The sequence below is a fragment of the uncultured Shewanella sp. genome (assembly GCF_947501225.1).
Taxonomy (GTDB): Bacteria; Pseudomonadota; Gammaproteobacteria; order Enterobacterales; family Shewanellaceae; genus Shewanella.
Genome location: NZ_CANMUW010000005.1, coordinates 189,393 through 207,540 on the forward strand (window position 1 = coordinate 189,393; position 18,148 = coordinate 207,540).

The window sequence follows — 18,148 nt, forward strand, 5'->3', positions numbered from 1 at the left end:
TTCTTATAATTATTATGTGTATTTTTCTATGATGCTCGCAAGCTCTGGTACACAGGATGCAACATAGTCAGGTTTAACCGACCAACTATCCGGAGTTGCGCCACTATATGCCGCTGCAACTGAAATAACTCTTGAGCCTGTCCCCAGAGTTTGTTCAACATTTTTTGCGAACTTAACGTCGGCTTCATGGTCTCCGACATACATCACCAGTTTATTTATGGCCTCATCGAAAATATCAGTCAAACACTTAACGCCGCCAAATGGGTGCGGTTTCTGGCAGTCACTATCAAGATCATCGTAGCCCACAACGGCTCGAAATGACTTATCTACTCCATTTTGTTTGAGCACATTCCAGATATTCAGTTGGGAGTTTTGAGAGCATATGCCGTGAGGAAGGTGAGAAAACTGCTCGATGACCTTATCTATTCCGTCGAATAACTGAACCTCAGTTTGGTTGCTTTCTTGATGCTCGGCCCAAAGCGATCCAGCCTTCAGCATTTCATGTTCTGTCAACCCATAGTAATCACGATACAGCTCTTGCCAATTATTCGCACTGTGGTTGGCTTCATGGTAGGCCGCCTCGTTTAAAAGATATTTAGGAAGCTTATCCCCTGTGAGATGAGGAGCAACTATAGATAAAATTGATTTTGTAATCGCGATATTTTTAGGGACAGAGTTTACCAAGGTTCCATCGTAATCCCACAAAATAGCCTGTAACTTCATGACTTTAACCCTTCAATTGTTCTCCCGAAGGATTATATAACTTGTTACTTTCATCGCATAAGCTTTATGTAACAATAACAGAAATATATATGGCTTTATTTATCGCAATAAAAGATCGATAGAAGGTTTAATCTAACTGTATCAGTTACCCGCTTTATTAGTTGAGCGTACATTCCCATCTATTCCACCATATACGGGTGGGCTTTCATGTAATGAGCTTCGCTTCCATTGAGAATACAGCATCAATTCCCGAACATCTTCAATATCGGTTTTACTGATACCGTGATTAATCATCTCTTCATCTGCCGCTCCCTGCTCTATCATGTCCAGAATAGCATCCAACTGGCTATAGTTATGGCCGATACCAAACTCATCGGTGATCCCGAACATCATATCGGGTGAAGCAAGTTGATTCTGAATCGCATCAGGTAAGTCCAGATATGACGCCAGCTGCCATACCTGGGTCTTGTACAGCCCCGTCATTGGCTGAATTGGCAGATCATCGACACCATCCTTAACAAACCAACCCACTTCAAATTCAGAGCGATTCGCTGCGCCTATGAGGGTCAAGTTTTCCCGGGCGGCTTTTCTACTCAATATCTCTCTTCGATAGATATGTCGTTCAGAAAAACCTCGGTCGATATGTCTGATGATCAAGTTATACATGAGTCGTTTAATCCATGAACCATCATCGACATGACTGCCGACTTTTAGTGATGTTTTAAATGGTACCTCTCCATTTATAAGACGGTAAGAGTGCTGGATCATACGGTTAAAGAGAGAGGAATAGGGTATCAGCTTCATGATCAATGGGGCATAAACATTCTTCCTCCTCATTTCAGGTGATATATCTTCTACCTCAAGGGTTACACCCAGCCAATTTGCCATGATACTGGCTTTGTCATGCGATTGCTTTTCGCTATCCCGATCATACAGATATGAAGTGTGCACCCTCTCCTTTCATACGGCCTTTACAGCAATGGCAAGCAATACAGAAGAGTCTATTCCCCCACTGAGGCCGAGTAGTAACCCATTGCTTTGTTGTACCTCAACCAAAGATTGTAGATAGGAGGCAAGAAGTTGCACGGTTAACGGGGTATCGATAGAAAGGTTTTCGTTCATCATAACATCCATATTAGCTTTATCATCATACCTGTACTCTCAATAAGCGGTGAAGATGCGCTTGATAACGGGCTTCCCACCTTATGCGAGCCGATGTGAGGACAATAGTTTTTGCAGGCGGCTATAAAACTATAATTAAACAATTGCCAGGCTGCAGTTTTTCTTCAATATGACCGGCTGTTTTATGATAGCATTAGATAATAAAAAGCCCCATCTTTCGACAGGGCTTGAATATAGAGTGATGAATTTAATTATGATGCTCAGGACAGCTTAAACTTACTCACCTCTTTGGCCATGGTGTTGGCATCAGCCAACAGGTCTTCGTTCAACTGACTAAGCTCATCGGCAACGGCCTGAGTATTTTGATAGATCTCACTGATCTTAAGGGCATTGCGGTTAACCTCTTCAGATACGGCAGATTGCTCGTGTGTTGCCGCAGCGATCTGTTCGTTCATGCTGTCGATAACGCCTACCTCGGTAACTATCTTATCCAGATCCTGGCCGGCTTTCTCGGATTCTGTGACACTGAGCTCGGCCTGTGTTTTACCTTTATCCATGGCCCGAACAGCTACCACGGCAGCTTTTTCTAGACGTTCGGTCATGTTACGGATATCTTCCGTTGAAGTTTGAGCGCGTTGAGCCAGGCTTCGAACCTCATCGGCCACCACTGCAAACCCTCTTCCCATCTCTCCGGCGCGGGCGGCTTCAATGGCGGCATTGAGTGCCAGCAGGTTAGTCTGCTCAGCGATACCACTGATCACACCTAATACACTGACGATCCCCTGAATATCATTATCCAGCTCATGGATGGCCTTAGAAGCATCGCCTATCTCCTCTGCCAGAAGGTTGATACTGTCACAGGTGCGGCTAACCTCAAGGTTACCCTCTTTCGCCTCTACATTCGCCGCTGTCGAAGCTTCTGATGCCTTCACTGCATTAACGGCTATCTCCTGAACCGTTGCACTCATCTCTGTCATTGCCGAAGCGACCTGCTCAGCTTCGCTATGACCAATAGCCACATCCTCCTGCATAGCCGTTGCACATGTATCCATCTGCTCTGAGGCATTTAACAGCCTGTCGGTGTTGTCTCTTACCTTGTGGATAACCTGCTCAAAGTCATTCATCATATGATTAAACGCTCTACCTAACTCTCCGAGCTCATCCGTAGTTTCACTCTTAACGCGCACACTAAGATCGTAATTTTGTTGAGCGCTACTGATCGTTGAATGCAGATAGTGGAGACGGTTATGCATATATTTTGCTACCGTCACAGAGATAAAGATAACCAAAGCACCTGAAACAAGAAGAAGCACTATGATAGTCAGCATCACAGACTGAGAAGCCTTCAACTGCTTATCTGTTACTGTGATCAATGATTCAGAAAGGGATTTTTCGAACGCTCTTACCAGCTCGATACGGGCCGTTGATTTGGCAAACCAGTTTTCTGCACTTTGAGCACTGATGGCATCCCCATCCCGGCTAAGTGCTATTTTTCTCAATGCGTTAACATCCGCAACCGCCTGTGAGCTTGTTAACTTGCTATAGCTCAGCTTCACCTCCTCGGAGGCCAGAGCCAGAAAGCGCTCTTCATAGCTGGCTTGTTCTGAAACCAGAGTCACAAACTTGATAAACATGCCAGGTTTAAATTCTGAGTTTCCAAATGTTGAGCTAAGCACTGCACGCTCTATTCCTGCTCTCTCCTTCATCTGAAGATAGGCGCTGAATGACGCGGCCTGAATGGCGATCTCCTGACTGTCTCCCTCTTTAGCAGTTTGATCGACAATGCTTAGCAGCATCTTGTTGAGGCCGGTATAGTAAGCGACCTCCTCGGCGACCGAAATCGACAGGGAGTCGACACCTGAGCGAATTGAGCTGAGTCTGGAGATCTCAGAATTGACCCGGCTTAACTGACTGGAGAACACAGAGGGCAATATGTTATCCCGTACAAATGACTCAAAGCCTGTCAGCTGCTTATCTGTGAGCTGTCTCTGACCCGGTAACTTACCGGCAAACGATTTGCCTTTAGAACCGATAAAACCGGCACTCATGCCACGCTCTTTCTGTAGCTCATGAACAAGATCGCTGTTCACGGTAGCCAGTTGACTCAGCACTTTGACCTGCTCCAACCCCTGGCCCAATAGGTATTGGTTATAAACCACAGAGGTTCCGAAAAATATACAACCTATTATCGGTGGCAATATTACGAGCATGAGCTTATTTTTTATGCTCAAATTTCCGATCCATCGAAGCTTCATGAAAAGTTCCTTTCTGACGTCACTAAAGTACACTTTCGATTTAAAGTTTAGCGCACATATGATTTAAATTTTGGATGTTATAGAAAAAAAGCCTCCATAATGAAGACTTTTTATTTAAGATCAAACCTGCGGGTCTATATCACATGGAAGGATGCAATTAGATTACGCGTTGCCTTTTACTTTCATATTCAATGTCTGCGCAAAGTTAAGCATACGATCCAGTGGTATCAATGCAGCTTCACGCAGCTCATCGTCGACAAATATCTCATGGGGAGCGGTGTCTTTGGCCGTTAGCGCCGCCTCGATAGCCTGAAGTCCATTCATCGCCATCCAGGGACAGTGAGCACAACTTCTGCACGTAGCACCATTTCCTCCGGTTGGTGCCTCGATGAGTATCTTATCGGGCGCAGCCTGCTGCATTTTATAGAAGATCCCCCTATCGGTGGCAACGATAAAGGTATCGTTATCCATCGTTTGGGCAGCCTTGATCAGCTGGCTGGTTGATCCCACGGCATCAGCCATCTCAACAACACTGGCCGGGGACTCTGGGTGAACCAGCACCGCAGCCTCCGGGTGGCGGGTCTTTAACTCCCGCAGAGCTTTTGCTTTGAACTCATCGTGAACGATACAGTCACCCTGCCACATCAGCATCTCGGCACCGGTCTGCTTCGCAATATAGCTACCAAGATGACGGTCGGGTCCCCAAATAATCTTCTTCCCCTGACTATCCAGGTGTTCAACAATCTCAAGTGCGATACTGGATGTCACTACCCAATCGGCACGAGCCTTAACGGCTGCTGAGGTATTGGCATACACCACGACGGTATGATCCGGGTGAGCATCACAGAACTCACTGAAGGTATCGATCGGACACCCCAGATCAAGGGAGCAGGTTGCCTCCAGTGTAGGCATAAGGACCGTTTTCTCCGGGCTTAAGATCTTCGAGGTTTCACCCATAAATTTCACACCGGCGACGATAAGTGTTTTAGCCGGATGATCACGACCAAATCTGGCCATCTCCAGTGAATCTGAAACGCAGCCCCCCGTTTCCTCAGCCAAGGCCTGAATTTCTGGATCCGTATAGTAATGGGCAACCAAGACTGCATCACGTTCAACCAACAACTGCTTGATTCGAGCCTTGTAATCAGCCTTTTCAAGATCGGTTAGCGGTTGCGGCTTTGGGGGAAATGGATATTGAATATTTTCAATTTGTGGAGCTGACAGACTCATCTTAAAACCAGGAAGCTATGTATATTAGAGAGATTATACGTAATTGAAGATAAAAAATTAACTAATTTAAGACTATTACAGATAAAAAGAACGCCAATTGCGTTCTTTTTATCTGTTATTTCAATAGACTACTGCATGGCGAGTAGCATCTCTTGTGGTTGCTCAAGGTATTGCTTCCACAAATTACAGAAGCGAGCGATAGTGCCGCCATCGATGACTCTGTGATCACCAGACCAACTGATCTGCATGATCTTTCTCGCTTCAACCTCACCTTGTTCATTAAAGCGTGGCAGCACCTGTAGCTTACCCAAGGCAACAATGGCAACCTCTGGCTTGTTGATAATAGGCGTTGCTACAGTTCCGCCCAGTGCACCGATATTTGAAATAGAGACGGTACCCGCCTTAAGATCGGCCGGACTCACTCTGCCACTGCGCGCCGCAGTTGTAAGCCGGGTGATTTCGGCAGCGATCTCTAATATTGACTTATCCTGAACATCTTTAACATTGGGTACTAGCAGACCCACTTTTGAGTCCACCGCCATGCCGATATTATGACTAGCCAGATAGGTCAGTTCGGTGCAGTCATCATTGACCCGACTGTTTATTACCGGGAACTGTTTAAGCGCAAGAGACATAGACTTCATGAAAAAAGGCATCATGGTGAGCTTTAGCTCATCGCTCGAGTACTTTTTCTTCATACTCTCACGCAGGGTAACCAGATCCGTCAGATCGATCTCTTCACAATAGGTAAAGTGAGGGATGCTGGATACCGACTCGGTCATCATCTTGGCCATAACCGCTTTTACGCCGCGAATAGGTTCAACCCTGTCAACTGTCGCCTCACTGCCAACTGATACAGCCTCATCTGTGCGTTCATGGCTCTGAGCACCTTCGGTAACGGGAGCCTGCGCATCAGGTGCTCCGCTTTCAGTATTACCAGCGCAGTAGCGCTCAATATCTTCCTTAAATACGCGTCCGTTTTTACCTGTCCCTGGAACCTTAGCGATATCGACATCCATGCTACGTGCCATGCGTCTGACAGCGGGACTCGCTAACGCCTTACCTTGCACAACGGGCTCATGGTGCTCACTCACTGTTTCCTTTTGAGCTGTGGCTGAGCTGTCTCCAGCTTGAATGGCCGCCATCTCCGGCTCATCGAGCTCGACCTCAACTGCAAACAGAGGCTCATGCACCTTAGCCAGTTGCCCTTTACGATAGTGAAGCTTAACGATTTTCCCCGATTTTATTGCAGGGATCTGCACCAAAGCCTTATCGGTCATCACATCCGCAATGGGCTGGTCCTCAACGACTTGATCACCTTCGCTTACCAGCCATTCAACCAACTCACACTCGACAATCCCTTCACCGATATCGGGTAACAGGAACTCTTCGACCTTAACCGCAGATTTAGCTATACCGGCCTCAGCTGGCATTGAATTATTTTCATCGTCTTCTGAAGACTTTACTTCAAAGCCCAGTTCCTCACTTTCTAAGGTCGTTTCATCATTCGAAGAATGACCATTAAGATCAACTGAATAGAGCGGCGCATGCACCTTAGCAATCTCACCTTTCGCATAATGAAGTTTTTTGATAACACCTGCGTGAGGTGCGGGTATCTGTACCAAAGCCTTATCGGTCATCACATCGGCTATGGGCTGGTCTTCGCTGACAGTATCGCCTTCATTGACAAGCCACTCGACCAGTTCACACTCGACAACACCCTCGCCGATATCGGGAAGAATAAACTCTTTAATCATTGCCAAGCTCCTAAAATTTTACCGTTGCTTTAATCGCTTCAAATGTTTTAAGCGCATCAGGCATATACTCTTTCTCATGAGTTAATGGATAGGGCGTATCCAACCCACACACACGATTGATTGGAGATTCCAGGTATAGAAAACACTCCTCCTGAATCGTCGCAGCTATCTCTCCGGCAAACCCGCCGGTAAGCGGTGCCTCGTGATTAATCAACAGACGGCCAGTCTTCTTCACCGAAGCCGCTACGGTTTCGATGTCCCATGGTGCCAAAGTTCGTAAATCTATGACTTCACATGAGATCCCTTTCTTAGCAGCCATATCGGCGGCATCTTCGATGATCTCCATCTGCGCTCCCCAGGCAAGCAGAGTTATATCACTCCCCTCGCGAACCACTTCTGCCTTACCCAATTCAATTTCATAGTCACCATCTGGTACTTCGCCGGTGTTCGCTCGGTAGAGACGCTTTGGCTCAAAGAAAACAACTGGGTTTTTATCGCGAATCGAGGCGAGTAGAAGACCTTTAGCCTGATATGCATTACGGGGAACCACCACTTTTAGCCCCGCAGTCTGAGTAAAGTAGGCTTCCGGAGACTGTGAATGATAATGACCGCCGGCGATGCCGCCACCATAGGGTGTACGGTAAGTGATCCCACCGACATTAAACTCATTACCGCTGCGATAACGGAACTTGGCCGACTCATTCACTATCTGATCGATTGCCGGAAAGATATAATCGGCAAACTGAATTTCGGCTATCGCCGTCATGCCGTTTGAGGCTAACCCGTTGGCAAAACCCGCGATCCCCTGCTCTGTCAATGGCGTGTTGAAACAACGATCTTTACCAAACTTCTCCTGCAGACCGGAAGTAGCACGGAACACCCCGCCAAAGTGGCCAACATCTTCACCAAATAAGATTGTCTTATCATCAGTCTCAAATGCCAGTGAAAGTGCATCATTGATGGCCTGCAACATATTAATTTTTGCCACGTCTTATGCTCTCCCGCTGTTTGGATATGAATCAGGATACTTGTTCAGGTGTTTCTTAAGTGATTTCAACTGCTGTTGTAATCTTGGTGTGGGCGTGTCATAAACATCTTCAATTAAGCTGTCTATTCCTGACATTGGCCGCTTTTCAGCTAACTTCAACTCGGCAAGCACCTCTTTACGGTACTTGTCGTACAGTTCGGCGTCCTGCTTTTCAGTCAACCAACCCTTGTTGATCATCCATAACTTGAACCGCTTAACAGGATCATGTTGCTGCCATTTAGCCTCCTCCTCCTTGGAGCGATAACCCGACGGATCGTCGGAAGATGAATGCGCACCGAGACGATAGGTCATCGCCTCGATCAATACAGGCTCCTTGTTATGTACAGCATGTGCCCTGGCTTGCTGAGTCGCAGCTAATACGGCTAGCATATCGTTACCATCAACACGGATCGTATGAATGCCGTAACCGGGACCACGGCTGGCAATGCCATTCCCCATAAACTGCTCACTGGTAGGGGTAGAGATGGCGTAACCATTATTGCGACAGAAAAATATCGTTGGCGACTTCAGCACGGCAGCCATATTCAACCCCGCATGAAAATCACCTTCTGATGCAGCACCTTCCCCGAAATAACAGACGGCAACATTACGTTTATCCTGCATCTTTAAGCTGTAACCTACACCGGTAGCCTGAGGTATCTGGGTGGCTAACGGAGAGGAGATCGTCTGATAATTGAGTTCTGCGCAACCATAATGGATCGGCATCTGCCGGCCTTTACCGAGATCTTTCTCATTACTGAACAGTTGATTCATAAATTGTTCAGTGGTAAATCCCCGATAACGAATCGCCGCATGCTCCCGGTACTGGGCTAAGATAACATCCTCATCATCTAGAGATGCAGCACTTCCTATGATGGAGGCTTCCTCACCCGTGCAGGTCATATAGAAACTGATACGCCCCTGGCGCTGAGCACCTAACATGCGCTCATCTAATACTCGGGTAAAGACGCAGGTATCATGGATCTTAGTGGCAAGTTCTTGATCGATAGTAGGCAGAACGGCATCTTCATACACAGTTCCGTCTGCTTGCAAAATCTTTAAAATAGGGACTGTCACTGAGTCCTTATCGAGAAAACTGACGCGATGGACAGTTTCAGTGTGGCTTGTTGCGTTGCTCATACTATTCTCTTATCAGCTGAGTGCTTTTGTTATTTAGTACGCTTTCGGTATCGAAAGCGTCAATTTTTGTAATACGCGGATGAAACATTACGTTAACGTAAACTACCTATCAACTATTCTCATCCGCTAAATAAAACTAACTGGTTATGGCGGCGTATCTTTAGCTTTACATTAAGCCTCTACCCGAGACCATATATCCTCTTCCACCTCGCTATAGCACAATCACTGAAGGCTCTATTACTCTCCAGATGAAATACTCGCTTACCTGCATACGCCCCTGAATTTCGCCCCGCTAATCACATGAAAGCGCCCGCATTGAACATAGCACAGATAAACCGAAACACTACAGAGCCGACGTTCGGCGGTTAAACGCTTTTCAATTGAGCGAATCGATATTTTCAGTACTTGCAGGTTTCAGGCATAGTACCGTTCTCTGACCGACAGGCACATTAGCATTAGGAAACACAATCGCCTCGAGTTTATGTTCGACTTTTATCTCCTCCCCACCCTCTTTCGCCAAAATATAGCCTTCAGGAAACGCGGTAAAGTTTTCAACATCATTTGCAAACGTAAACTCGAAATCATCGAATCTTTTATTGATTGCACGGCACACCTGATAGAGGTTCACTTTTTGCGTATCTAACTGCGACAGCTCAAGCGGCTGATCGGCGATCAGTCGATTCAACATCTCTTTGAGGGCAATAAAGCGCGTCATATCATTTTGCCCCATAGGTAATACTTTCCCCAGCTCTATGGTAAATGCATCGGCCTGATAGTTCAGTGATGAAAAGTAGCTGAATGTCGTCGTAGGCTCATGATGAAAAAGTACTGTATCTATGCCACAGGCTTCAAGAAACATGATCTGCTCGCCACTGTATTTACGACCGGGACGATAGGGATAGATGGCAAACTTTTCATGCTTAGAGCCACGTATTGCCGTATGAAGATCGTAATGAATACGATGACGGTCACCGGTTTGACCGCTAAAAAACCTATCGACGTAAAGTTCAAGCTTCTTAGCCCTTATCCGCTCCGGATTTACCAGCCCATCTCCTGCCGAATGGGCACCGTTGAAAAGTCGATTTAAGTTTTCATCGATAAAACGGGTGCCATTTATGATAGCCGCCGGATTACCAAACAGAAACAGAACTCGTTGCTTTGCAATCAGCTTCTGTTGAAGCAGCGACGTGACCAGCTCATTACATAGTTCGATCGGTGCCGTTTCATTTCCATGTACGGCGCAGGAGAGAACAATATCTTTTCCCTGCGGCACATTAGGTTCAAACAGGATCACACCGGTATCCCATACCTCGACACGGGTATGGTCACCTAACGAAAATGAACAGGTTTCTTCAAGATGTTGTGGATTGGCCAGGGTCAGGTTCAAAAAGTTCTTTGACTCTTTTAGCGCTTGAAACACGAGATACTCCTTAATTGTTCTCACGTTATGAAATGTACATAAATACAAACATATAAACGTAAGATCCTTTTTATTCTTATAAATGCTCGAAAAAGGATAGTAACATTTTACTCCCCGATCAGCCATTTATAGAGATGGCAAATCCTTCTGGTACAACAAGGGGTCATTAACTTTTTAAAATTCTGTTTGCATTTATCGGGAAACTGAAACAGAATGCAGACATCTAGCCGTCCAGACGTTTGCAACATAACGATGATATAGCGGTTCATTATATTTATAGCGGGGTAAACAATGGCAATAGCAACATTTGGCGCAGGCTGTTTCTGGGGAGTCGAGTATTTCTTTAAACAGCTGGATGGGGTAATAAATACCTGTTGTGGCTACATGGGGGGAGATGATTCCGCATCCAGTTACGAACAGGTCAAATCCGGTAACACGGGGCATGCGGAGGTTGTACAGGTAGAGTATGATGAAGAGCGTATCTCATTTGAGCAGGTTTTAGCGATATTTTGGCAAAATCACAACCCGACCACCTTAAACCAGCAGGGAGGCGATATCGGTTCACAATACCGTAGCGCCATCTTCTTCCATACCAAGGTACAAAAAGAGATCGCCGAGAGATCAAAATTATCACTGGCCAGAAGTGGTAAGTGGGGAGAGAGGCAGATAGTGACCGAAATCGTTCCGGCATTAAAGTTCAACCGTGCAGAGGAATATCACCAGAACTACCTGGAAAAAAATGAGTTACCCAGCTGTCATATATCATATTAAGAAGCTGGATTGCATCAGGCTCCGGTGAAGCACCGGAGCCTGCACAGTTTGGCTAAGCTTTCAACATATGCGCTATGATGGATTGAGCTTCAGTTATCAGTTGTTCAAGGTGACTCTCACTGATGAAGCTCTCACCGTAGATCTTAAACAGTGCTTCTGTACCTGACGGTCGTGCCGCAAACCAGCCATGTTCGGTTACCACCTTAATGCCACCGATAGCAGCACCGTTGCCCGGAGCCTTAGTCATCATGGTTTCTATAATTTCCCCGGCTAACTTATCTGTACCTAAGCGCTCAGCATCGACTTCAGCGGCTATAATTTCAGCAAATTTTGCTTTCTTCTCGGGGCTGACAGGGCTGTCTACACGTTTGTAGAAGCACGTTCCGTGAACCGCTTCTAACTCAGAATACCTTTGGGCAGGAGTTTGACCGGTAACAGCCAGTATCTCTGCGGCTAATAAAGCAAGGATAAATCCATCTTTATCTGTACACCAGGTCTTACCATCACGCCTTAAAAAAGCGGCACCGGCACTCTCCTCTCCCCCGAACGCAAAACTCGCGTTGAAAAGGCCATCGACAAACCATTTAAAGCCGACAGGCACTTCACACATTGCTCGCTGATGTTGCGAACAGACCTTGTCGATCATCGAGCTCGACACCAAGGTCTTGCCAATAACCAGTTTTTCAGACCACTGAGGCCTGTGAGTGAGAAGATAATCGATAGCCACCGCGAGAAAGTGGTTAGGGTTCATCAATCCAGAGCCCGGGCAGACGATACCATGTCGATCGTAGTCGGGATCATTGCCGATACAAAGATCAAATTTATCCTGATGCTTTAAGAGGCCAGCCATGGCGTAGGGAGATGAACAATCCATCCTGATCTTGCCATCTTTATCCAGAGGCATGAAGCCAAATCGGGGATCGACACTCTCGTTAACCAACTCTATGTTAAGACCATAGCGAGCGGCAATCTTATCCCAGTAATAGATCCCGGAGCCACCCAGGGGATCGACGCCTAATCGTACTCCCGCCTCGGCGATGGCTTTCATATCCACGACACTCTCGAGATCGTTCACATAGGGGGAGATAAGATCTGCCTGCTGGACATAGGCAGAATTGATCGCAGCACTATATTGCTCCGTGACAACCTTGTTCAGCCGATCTTCCAGATAGTCGTTTGCCCGCTGCTCAATCCACTTAGTGATCTCTCCCTCGGCCGGCCCACCATGGGGTGGGTTGTATTTAATTCCACCATCCTGGGGTGGATTGTGTGAAGGAGTGATAATTAATCCATCGGATTTCTCCGCAAGCTGACGATTGGCAGTCAGAATGGCATGTGACACCACGGGAGTTGGCGTAAAACCATCTCCCTGATGCACGATAACCTTTACCTGATTTCCAACCAGTACCTCTAAGGCAGTGACGTAGGCGGCTTGTGAGAGCGCATGGGTGTCGATCCCCAGATATAGGGGACCGGTAATTCCGGCTCCCTGCCGGTAATCTACCACGGCTTGAGTGATCGCCAGAATATGTTGCTCATTAAAGTTGGCGTTAAAAGCGCAACCACGGTGACCTGAGGTACCGAAGCTGACTCGTTGCTCTTCACGCTGCATATCCGGAGATATTCGATAATAACAACTCATTAGCTTGGGGATATTGATCAAATCCTGTTGTATCGCTACCTGTCCTGCTCGCTGATGAATCGTCAAAGATATCTCCTGTTGTAACTTGGCTATGGAATGAATAAACGGCTTTATTATAGTCAACAGACTATAGTGAGGCCTGCTTTTTAAATATTACTTGTGATGGCGTCAATTTGCGCCTCGACAGTCCCATATTGCTGTAACACTTCAGTCAAGATGGTACGTTTCTTGGCTGTATTGTTGTTTGTGGTAACCCAAAAGCCACTTTGACCGATCTCTTTGGGGTTAGCCGACTTGCTGGCTTTAAGCAGCGACTCCTTGGACGTGGCAAAATAGAGCCTGTCCCTGCCCTGGATCTGCAATACCTGAGAGAACTGATCCGGGGCTGCACGATATACGGCTTCAAGAATGAACAGGAAACGCCCGACAGCGCCTTTTTGTGAAGCAAGTTCCTCTTTATCGATGCACTCTGCCAAATCTTTATTTAGTAGTGGCTTCTTTATTTCTGCAGAGACGATTGGCTTTTCAGTTTGCTCCATTCCAGGATGACTGATTGTCTGAGGGGTATCATGGTTCACGGCCTCTACATTCAGGCCCAACAAACGACGTAGGATATCTGAAGCACTCTCACCTATACGCTCAGTTTTTCCGGCAATATGGCGATATAATTCTTCATCAACCTCGATATATTTCATGACCTTAATCTTCCTTAAGTGAGATTTAAACTGGTTTGGTTCAAAACCAATCAATGATTCGTTTGATCTTTATCGTATTCATTCGATCGATATCCAAGTGTATGTCATCTATGGCCTTATAATAAAGAGGCATTAGTTCTAAATTGTGATTGTTCTGCTGCTGTTTGTACAAACTCAGCCTATTTGATTAAAAAGTCAGCACACATTGTGTGCAATAAACATTGATTCTTGTCAAGACGGTTACTTTAGGGGCACAATCCACGGCTTAATTTTCAGCTTACGGGACACAGATGAATTTTATATCTACGGGCGAAGGATCCACTGTCATATTGATCCATGGTCTTTTCGGTAACCTGGATAATTTAAAGACTCTGGGAAGAGCTTTGGAATCTAACCATAGAGTCATACGTGTCGATGTACCTAACCATGGTCTGAGTCAGCATAGTGACTCCATGGATTACCCAGGCTTAGCCCAATCAGTTATATCGTTGATGGATGAGTTGGCTATCGATAAGGCCCATCTGGTTGGTCACTCAATGGGTGGCAAAATTGCCATGGCAACGGCGCTAGCTAATCCCCATCGCGTTAAATCTCTGATTGCAGCTGATATTGCGCCTGTGGGCTATCCAGCCAGACACGATCTCGTTTTTGCAGGGTTAGAGTCTATCAAGTTAGACCTGCTTCAGAGCAGAGGTGAAGCATTAAACCAGTTAGTCGAGAAAGGTATAGATGAGGGTACGGCTCAGTTTTTACTAAAAAACTTATCCAAGGGTGATGAGGGCTTTAAGTGGAAAATGAACCTGGAAGGCCTTAAAGCTTGTTACCCAAACCTTATTGGTTGGTACAATGATAAAGTGCAGTCACCTTTACAATTCACCGGCGCTAGTTTATTTATCAGAGGCGGTGATTCAGACTATGTCACGGCCGACCATAAACAGGCGATACTGGCGCAATTCCCTCATGTTCAAGCTAAGACGATTGAAGGTACAGGTCATTGGTTACACGCACAAAAACCAGCCATATTTAACCGGATCGTCAATGACTTTATCGACAAGCATGATAGGAATTAATCGAGTAACTCCATTTCATACATTCGACATCTATGGTATATTCGCGCCTCTTTTGGCCTGAGGAACCTTTAAATGTTATCTCAGTATATGGAACAAATTGAAGCTTTAGGTTTAAATCTATTCTTTGCATCGATTTTTTTCTTTATCGGTATGGCCATTCATGATGTGCTTAAACAGGGGAATGTCCCAAAGTTTGGCCGCTATATCGTGTGGTTAGTTTTATTTCTCGGCTGTGCCGGGTTTATAGCAAAAGGATTAATACAGATGTCCTGGGAAGGCTCAGGCATAGGTTAAACACTGATTAAATGGCAAAAGAAACATCTGACAGAACCACAATAGATCTGTTCGCAACAGAAAAACGCCGCGGACGTCCCCGTAGTAATCCACTACCCAGAGACCAGCAGCTAAGAGTCAATAAGCGCAATCAGATCCAACGTGATAGGGCAAACGGTTTGAAGCGAATAGAGTTAAAGGTGTCACAAGATCTATATGATGCCTTGAATGATAAAGCTTTGGCCAGTAACATCAGCCGCAGTCAACTAATAGAATTAATATTGCAAGAGCAGATGACAGCTCAATAACTCTTGTTAACGAATCTCAAACACATTGAATTAAAGGAAAGACAATGGCAACTGTAGGTCTTTTTTTCGGTAGCGACACAGGCAACACTGAAGCCGTCGCCAAGATGATCCAGAAAAAACTGGGTAAGAAGATGGTCGATGTAAAAGACATCGCCAAGAGTACCAAAGAGCAAATTCAAGAGTACGATCTATTACTTTTCGGTATACCAACTTGGTACTATGGTGAAGCTCAATGTGATTGGGATGATTTTTTCCCCGATCTTGAGCAGATCAACTTCGAAGATAAGCTGGTAGCCATCTTCGGATGTGGCGATCAGGAAGATTATGCTGAATACTTCCTCGATGCCATGGGCATGGTTAACGAAATCGTAGAGGGTCGCGGCGGCATAGTGATTGGTCACTGGCCAATCGAAGGTTATGACTTCGAGGCATCTAAGGGTTTAACTGCAGATGAGAAACACTTTGTTGGTCTGGGCATCGACGAAGACAGACAGCCCGAGTTGACCGAAGAGCGTGTCGACAGATGGGTTAAGCAGATCTATGAAGAGATGTGCCTGGCAGAACTGGAAGACTAATTTCCAGCCTACATCAAATTTGAAAAAGCGGCTGATAGCCGCTTTTTTTCTCTATCCCCGATTTAAAACTCATGACAAGTACTGAAACCGCTAATACACACTGGGATATCTTCTGCGCCGTCGTCGATAACTATGGGGATATCGGTGTTACCTGGCGTTTAGCCCAACAACTCGCCAATGAATACCAGATTGATATCAGGCTTTGGGTCGATGATTTAGCCAGTTTTTCGCATATTTTACCGACGCTAAAACCCGAGCTGGCATCGCAAACGTTTAATCGCGTCACCATACACCAGTGGAATACTCCCTTAGATATCAGCTATCAGCCCGGCGCAGTGGTTATCGAAGCTTTCGCCTGTGAACTTCCGGATAAGGTTAAAGATCAGTTGCTGGCGCAGCAGCAAACCCCAAATGACACTCCTCCACTTTGGTTAAATCTTGAGTATCTGAGTGCCGAGGGTTGGGTCGAGGGATGCCATGGCCTTCCATCTATGCAACCAAGTGGAATAAAAAAATACTTTTTCTTCCCTGGATTTACTGCAAACACCGGTGGCCTCATCTGCGAAAGAGATCTTCTCAAACAGCGAGCAGAATGGCAGTCAGATCCCGCTAATAAGCTGGCACTCTTTTCCCAACTGGGCCTTAGGGGCATAGATGAAAAAGATCTGGTGATCAGTGTATTCAGCTATGAAACAGCCGCGTTACCGGCCCTTTGCCGACATTGGCAAGCCTCATCTCGGAAAATACATGCATTAATTCCAAAGGGGCGAAGCTTAAATAGCCTGACTCAGCTGCTTCCTTGTCCCATAGAGGAGCTGAATCCGGGTCAGCAAGTTGTCCTTGGGAATTTAACGATTCATATCCTCCCGATGACAGATCAACCCGGCTACGATAAGCTACTGTGGAGCTGTGACTATAATATTGTTCGCGGTGAAGATTCATTCCTTCGCGCTCAATGGGCGGCAAAACCCTTTATCTGGCATATATATCCTCAAGAAGATGACTATCACCTGATAAAATTAGAAGCTTTTATCCGGCTTTATTGCGATAATCTCGCTCCGGATATTGCCAAGCAGTGGAGCGAATTGAATCTTGCATTCAACCGGGAACTGCAGTCTGAAGTGATTTTTCACTGGCAACAACTTGATTCTTTAAATTTGCCTTTGTTGCAACACGCACAAAAATGGCCAATTTTCGCATTAAATGATGCAGATCTTGCTACTCGACTGGTCCAATTCGTCAAAAGTAGCTAAGATGCTGCACTGAAACAGAAAGTCCAAAAATAGGAAATAGTGTAATGAAAACTGCTCATGAACTCCGTCCAGGTAACGTGATCATGTTAAATGGCAGCCCGTGGGTTGTTCAGAAGACTGAAACGACTCGTTCCGGCCGTAATGCCGCCATCGTTAAGATGAAGCTGAAGAACGTACTGCTTGATTCAACGACTGAAACCACCTTCAAGGGTGAAGATAAGATGGAAGATATCATCTTAGAACGTCTTGACTGTACTTACTCTTACTTTGCCGATCCTATGTATGTATTTATGGACGAAGAGTACAACCAATACGATGTAGAAGCAGGAAACTTAGGTGATGCTGCGGCTTACATCACAGACGGCATGGAAGAGGTTTGCCAGGTTACTTTCTACGAAGGTAAGGCTATCTCAGTTGAACTGCCGACCACTATTGTACGTGAAGTGACTTACACCGAGCCTTCTGCACGTGGTGATACTTCTGGTAAGGTCATGAAGCCTGCAACTATCGCAGGTGGTGCGACACTTAGCGTTGCTGATTTCATCAAGACCGGTGAGATGATTGAAATTGATACTCGCACCGGTGAGTTCAAGAAGCGTGCTTAAGTCATAACGCTTAATACTTCAAAAGCCAGTGCCTGCCACTGGCTTTTTTTATGGCAGCACATAACGCAGCAACATATAGCACCAATAAAACACCCATACAAAGCACGATATTCCAAATAAAAATCCAATCGCTGCTCAATTCAGTGTATTAATCTGGCTCAGATACCCAATTTATCAGTTAAAAGCTCAGTTACCCTCTTCTCAACGTGAAAATAATTCGTTATTGTTCTTAGACTTAAGCTATACATATGATAGCCCTTATATCGACAAAGCATTTCAGAG

General features: G+C 45.8%; 18 protein-coding genes. 7 read left to right on the forward strand and 11 right to left on the reverse strand.

The window, feature by feature from the left end:
* Positions 1 to 12: 12 nt before the first annotated feature.
* From Q1B47_RS09705 to astE, 9 genes are all read right to left on the reverse strand, one after another.
* Complete coding sequence (locus Q1B47_RS09705) at positions 13 to 723, reverse strand: HAD hydrolase-like protein (RefSeq protein WP_299792388.1); 711 nt, start codon at positions 721 to 723, stop codon at positions 13 to 15.
* 141 nt (positions 724 to 864) lie between these two features.
* Positions 865 to 1,611 (reverse strand): NAD(+) synthase, encoded by a 747-nt coding sequence (gene nadE / locus Q1B47_RS09710; RefSeq protein ID WP_299792391.1) that lies wholly within the window; start codon positions 1,609 to 1,611, stop codon positions 865 to 867.
* A 72-nt stretch (positions 1,612 to 1,683) separates the two neighbouring features.
* Entirely contained in the window at positions 1,684 to 1,845 is a 162-nt protein-coding gene (locus tag Q1B47_RS09715; RefSeq protein ID WP_299792394.1) for a hypothetical protein, read from the reverse strand.
* Positions 1,846 to 2,105: 260 nt separating this feature from the next.
* On the reverse strand, positions 2,106 to 4,100 hold the full coding sequence (locus tag Q1B47_RS09720; RefSeq protein ID WP_299792397.1) for a methyl-accepting chemotaxis protein: 1,995 nt from the start codon (positions 4,098 to 4,100) through the stop codon (positions 2,106 to 2,108).
* Between the two features lie 162 nt (positions 4,101 to 4,262).
* Positions 4,263 to 5,330, reverse strand: coding sequence for a quinolinate synthase NadA (gene nadA / locus Q1B47_RS09725; RefSeq protein ID WP_299792400.1), 1,068 nt, complete (start codon positions 5,328 to 5,330; stop codon positions 4,263 to 4,265).
* Between the two features lie 128 nt (positions 5,331 to 5,458).
* On the reverse strand, positions 5,459 to 7,087 hold the full coding sequence (locus tag Q1B47_RS09730) for a dihydrolipoyllysine-residue acetyltransferase (RefSeq protein WP_299792402.1): 1,629 nt from the start codon (positions 7,085 to 7,087) through the stop codon (positions 5,459 to 5,461).
* Positions 7,088 to 7,097: 10 nt separating this feature from the next.
* A complete protein-coding gene (locus Q1B47_RS09735) occupies positions 7,098 to 8,075 on the reverse strand; it encodes a transketolase C-terminal domain-containing protein (RefSeq protein WP_299792405.1) in 978 nt (325 codons plus the stop codon).
* A gap of 3 nt (positions 8,076 to 8,078) precedes the next feature.
* A complete protein-coding gene (locus Q1B47_RS09740) occupies positions 8,079 to 9,254 on the reverse strand; it encodes a thiamine pyrophosphate-dependent dehydrogenase E1 component subunit alpha (RefSeq protein WP_299792408.1) in 1,176 nt (391 codons plus the stop codon).
* 376 nt (positions 9,255 to 9,630) lie between these two features.
* The gene (astE, locus tag Q1B47_RS09745) at positions 9,631 to 10,674 is read right to left on the reverse strand and encodes a succinylglutamate desuccinylase (RefSeq protein WP_299792411.1); all 1,044 of its coding nucleotides are present in this window, start codon (positions 10,672 to 10,674) and stop codon (positions 9,631 to 9,633) included.
* A gap of 291 nt (positions 10,675 to 10,965) precedes the next feature.
* Here astE and msrA point away from each other — a divergent pair, with 291 nt between their 5' ends.
* Positions 10,966 to 11,445 carry a peptide-methionine (S)-S-oxide reductase MsrA gene (gene msrA / locus Q1B47_RS09750; protein WP_299792414.1) on the forward strand — a complete coding sequence of 160 codons (480 nt, stop codon included), beginning with the start codon at positions 10,966 to 10,968 and terminating at the stop codon, positions 11,443 to 11,445.
* A 52-nt stretch (positions 11,446 to 11,497) separates the two neighbouring features.
* Here msrA and pgm read toward each other — a convergent pair whose 3' ends face one another.
* Both pgm and seqA read right to left on the reverse strand, forming a co-directional pair.
* Positions 11,498 to 13,153 (reverse strand): phosphoglucomutase (alpha-D-glucose-1,6-bisphosphate-dependent), encoded by a 1,656-nt coding sequence (gene pgm, locus Q1B47_RS09755; protein ID WP_299792417.1) that lies wholly within the window; start codon positions 13,151 to 13,153, stop codon positions 11,498 to 11,500.
* 80 nt (positions 13,154 to 13,233) lie between these two features.
* Positions 13,234 to 13,782 (reverse strand): replication initiation negative regulator SeqA, encoded by a 549-nt coding sequence (gene seqA / locus Q1B47_RS09760; protein WP_299792420.1) that lies wholly within the window; start codon positions 13,780 to 13,782, stop codon positions 13,234 to 13,236.
* A gap of 290 nt (positions 13,783 to 14,072) precedes the next feature.
* Between seqA and Q1B47_RS09765 the strand changes: the two genes are divergently transcribed.
* The 6 genes from Q1B47_RS09765 to efp all read left to right on the forward strand — a co-directional run bounded on the left by Q1B47_RS09765 (position 14,073) and on the right by efp (position 17,866).
* Complete coding sequence (locus Q1B47_RS09765) at positions 14,073 to 14,852, forward strand: alpha/beta fold hydrolase (RefSeq protein WP_299792423.1); 780 nt, start codon at positions 14,073 to 14,075, stop codon at positions 14,850 to 14,852.
* Between the two features lie 72 nt (positions 14,853 to 14,924).
* The gene (locus tag Q1B47_RS09770; RefSeq protein WP_299792426.1) at positions 14,925 to 15,146 is read left to right on the forward strand and encodes a DUF2788 domain-containing protein; all 222 of its coding nucleotides are present in this window, start codon (positions 14,925 to 14,927) and stop codon (positions 15,144 to 15,146) included.
* Between the two features lie 11 nt (positions 15,147 to 15,157).
* Positions 15,158 to 15,433 (forward strand): LexA regulated protein, encoded by a 276-nt coding sequence (gene ybfE, locus Q1B47_RS09775; RefSeq protein ID WP_299792429.1) that lies wholly within the window; start codon positions 15,158 to 15,160, stop codon positions 15,431 to 15,433.
* A 44-nt stretch (positions 15,434 to 15,477) separates the two neighbouring features.
* On the forward strand, positions 15,478 to 16,008 hold the full coding sequence (gene fldA / locus Q1B47_RS09780) for a flavodoxin FldA (RefSeq protein ID WP_299792432.1): 531 nt from the start codon (positions 15,478 to 15,480) through the stop codon (positions 16,006 to 16,008).
* 71 nt (positions 16,009 to 16,079) lie between these two features.
* Positions 16,080 to 17,261 (forward strand): elongation factor P maturation arginine rhamnosyltransferase EarP, encoded by a 1,182-nt coding sequence (gene earP, locus Q1B47_RS09785; RefSeq protein WP_299792435.1) that lies wholly within the window; start codon positions 16,080 to 16,082, stop codon positions 17,259 to 17,261.
* A gap of 44 nt (positions 17,262 to 17,305) precedes the next feature.
* Positions 17,306 to 17,866: an elongation factor P gene (gene efp / locus Q1B47_RS09790; RefSeq protein WP_299792439.1), complete on the forward strand. Its 561-nt coding sequence runs from the start codon at positions 17,306 to 17,308 to the stop codon at positions 17,864 to 17,866.
* Positions 17,867 to 18,148: the final 282 nt, after the last annotated feature.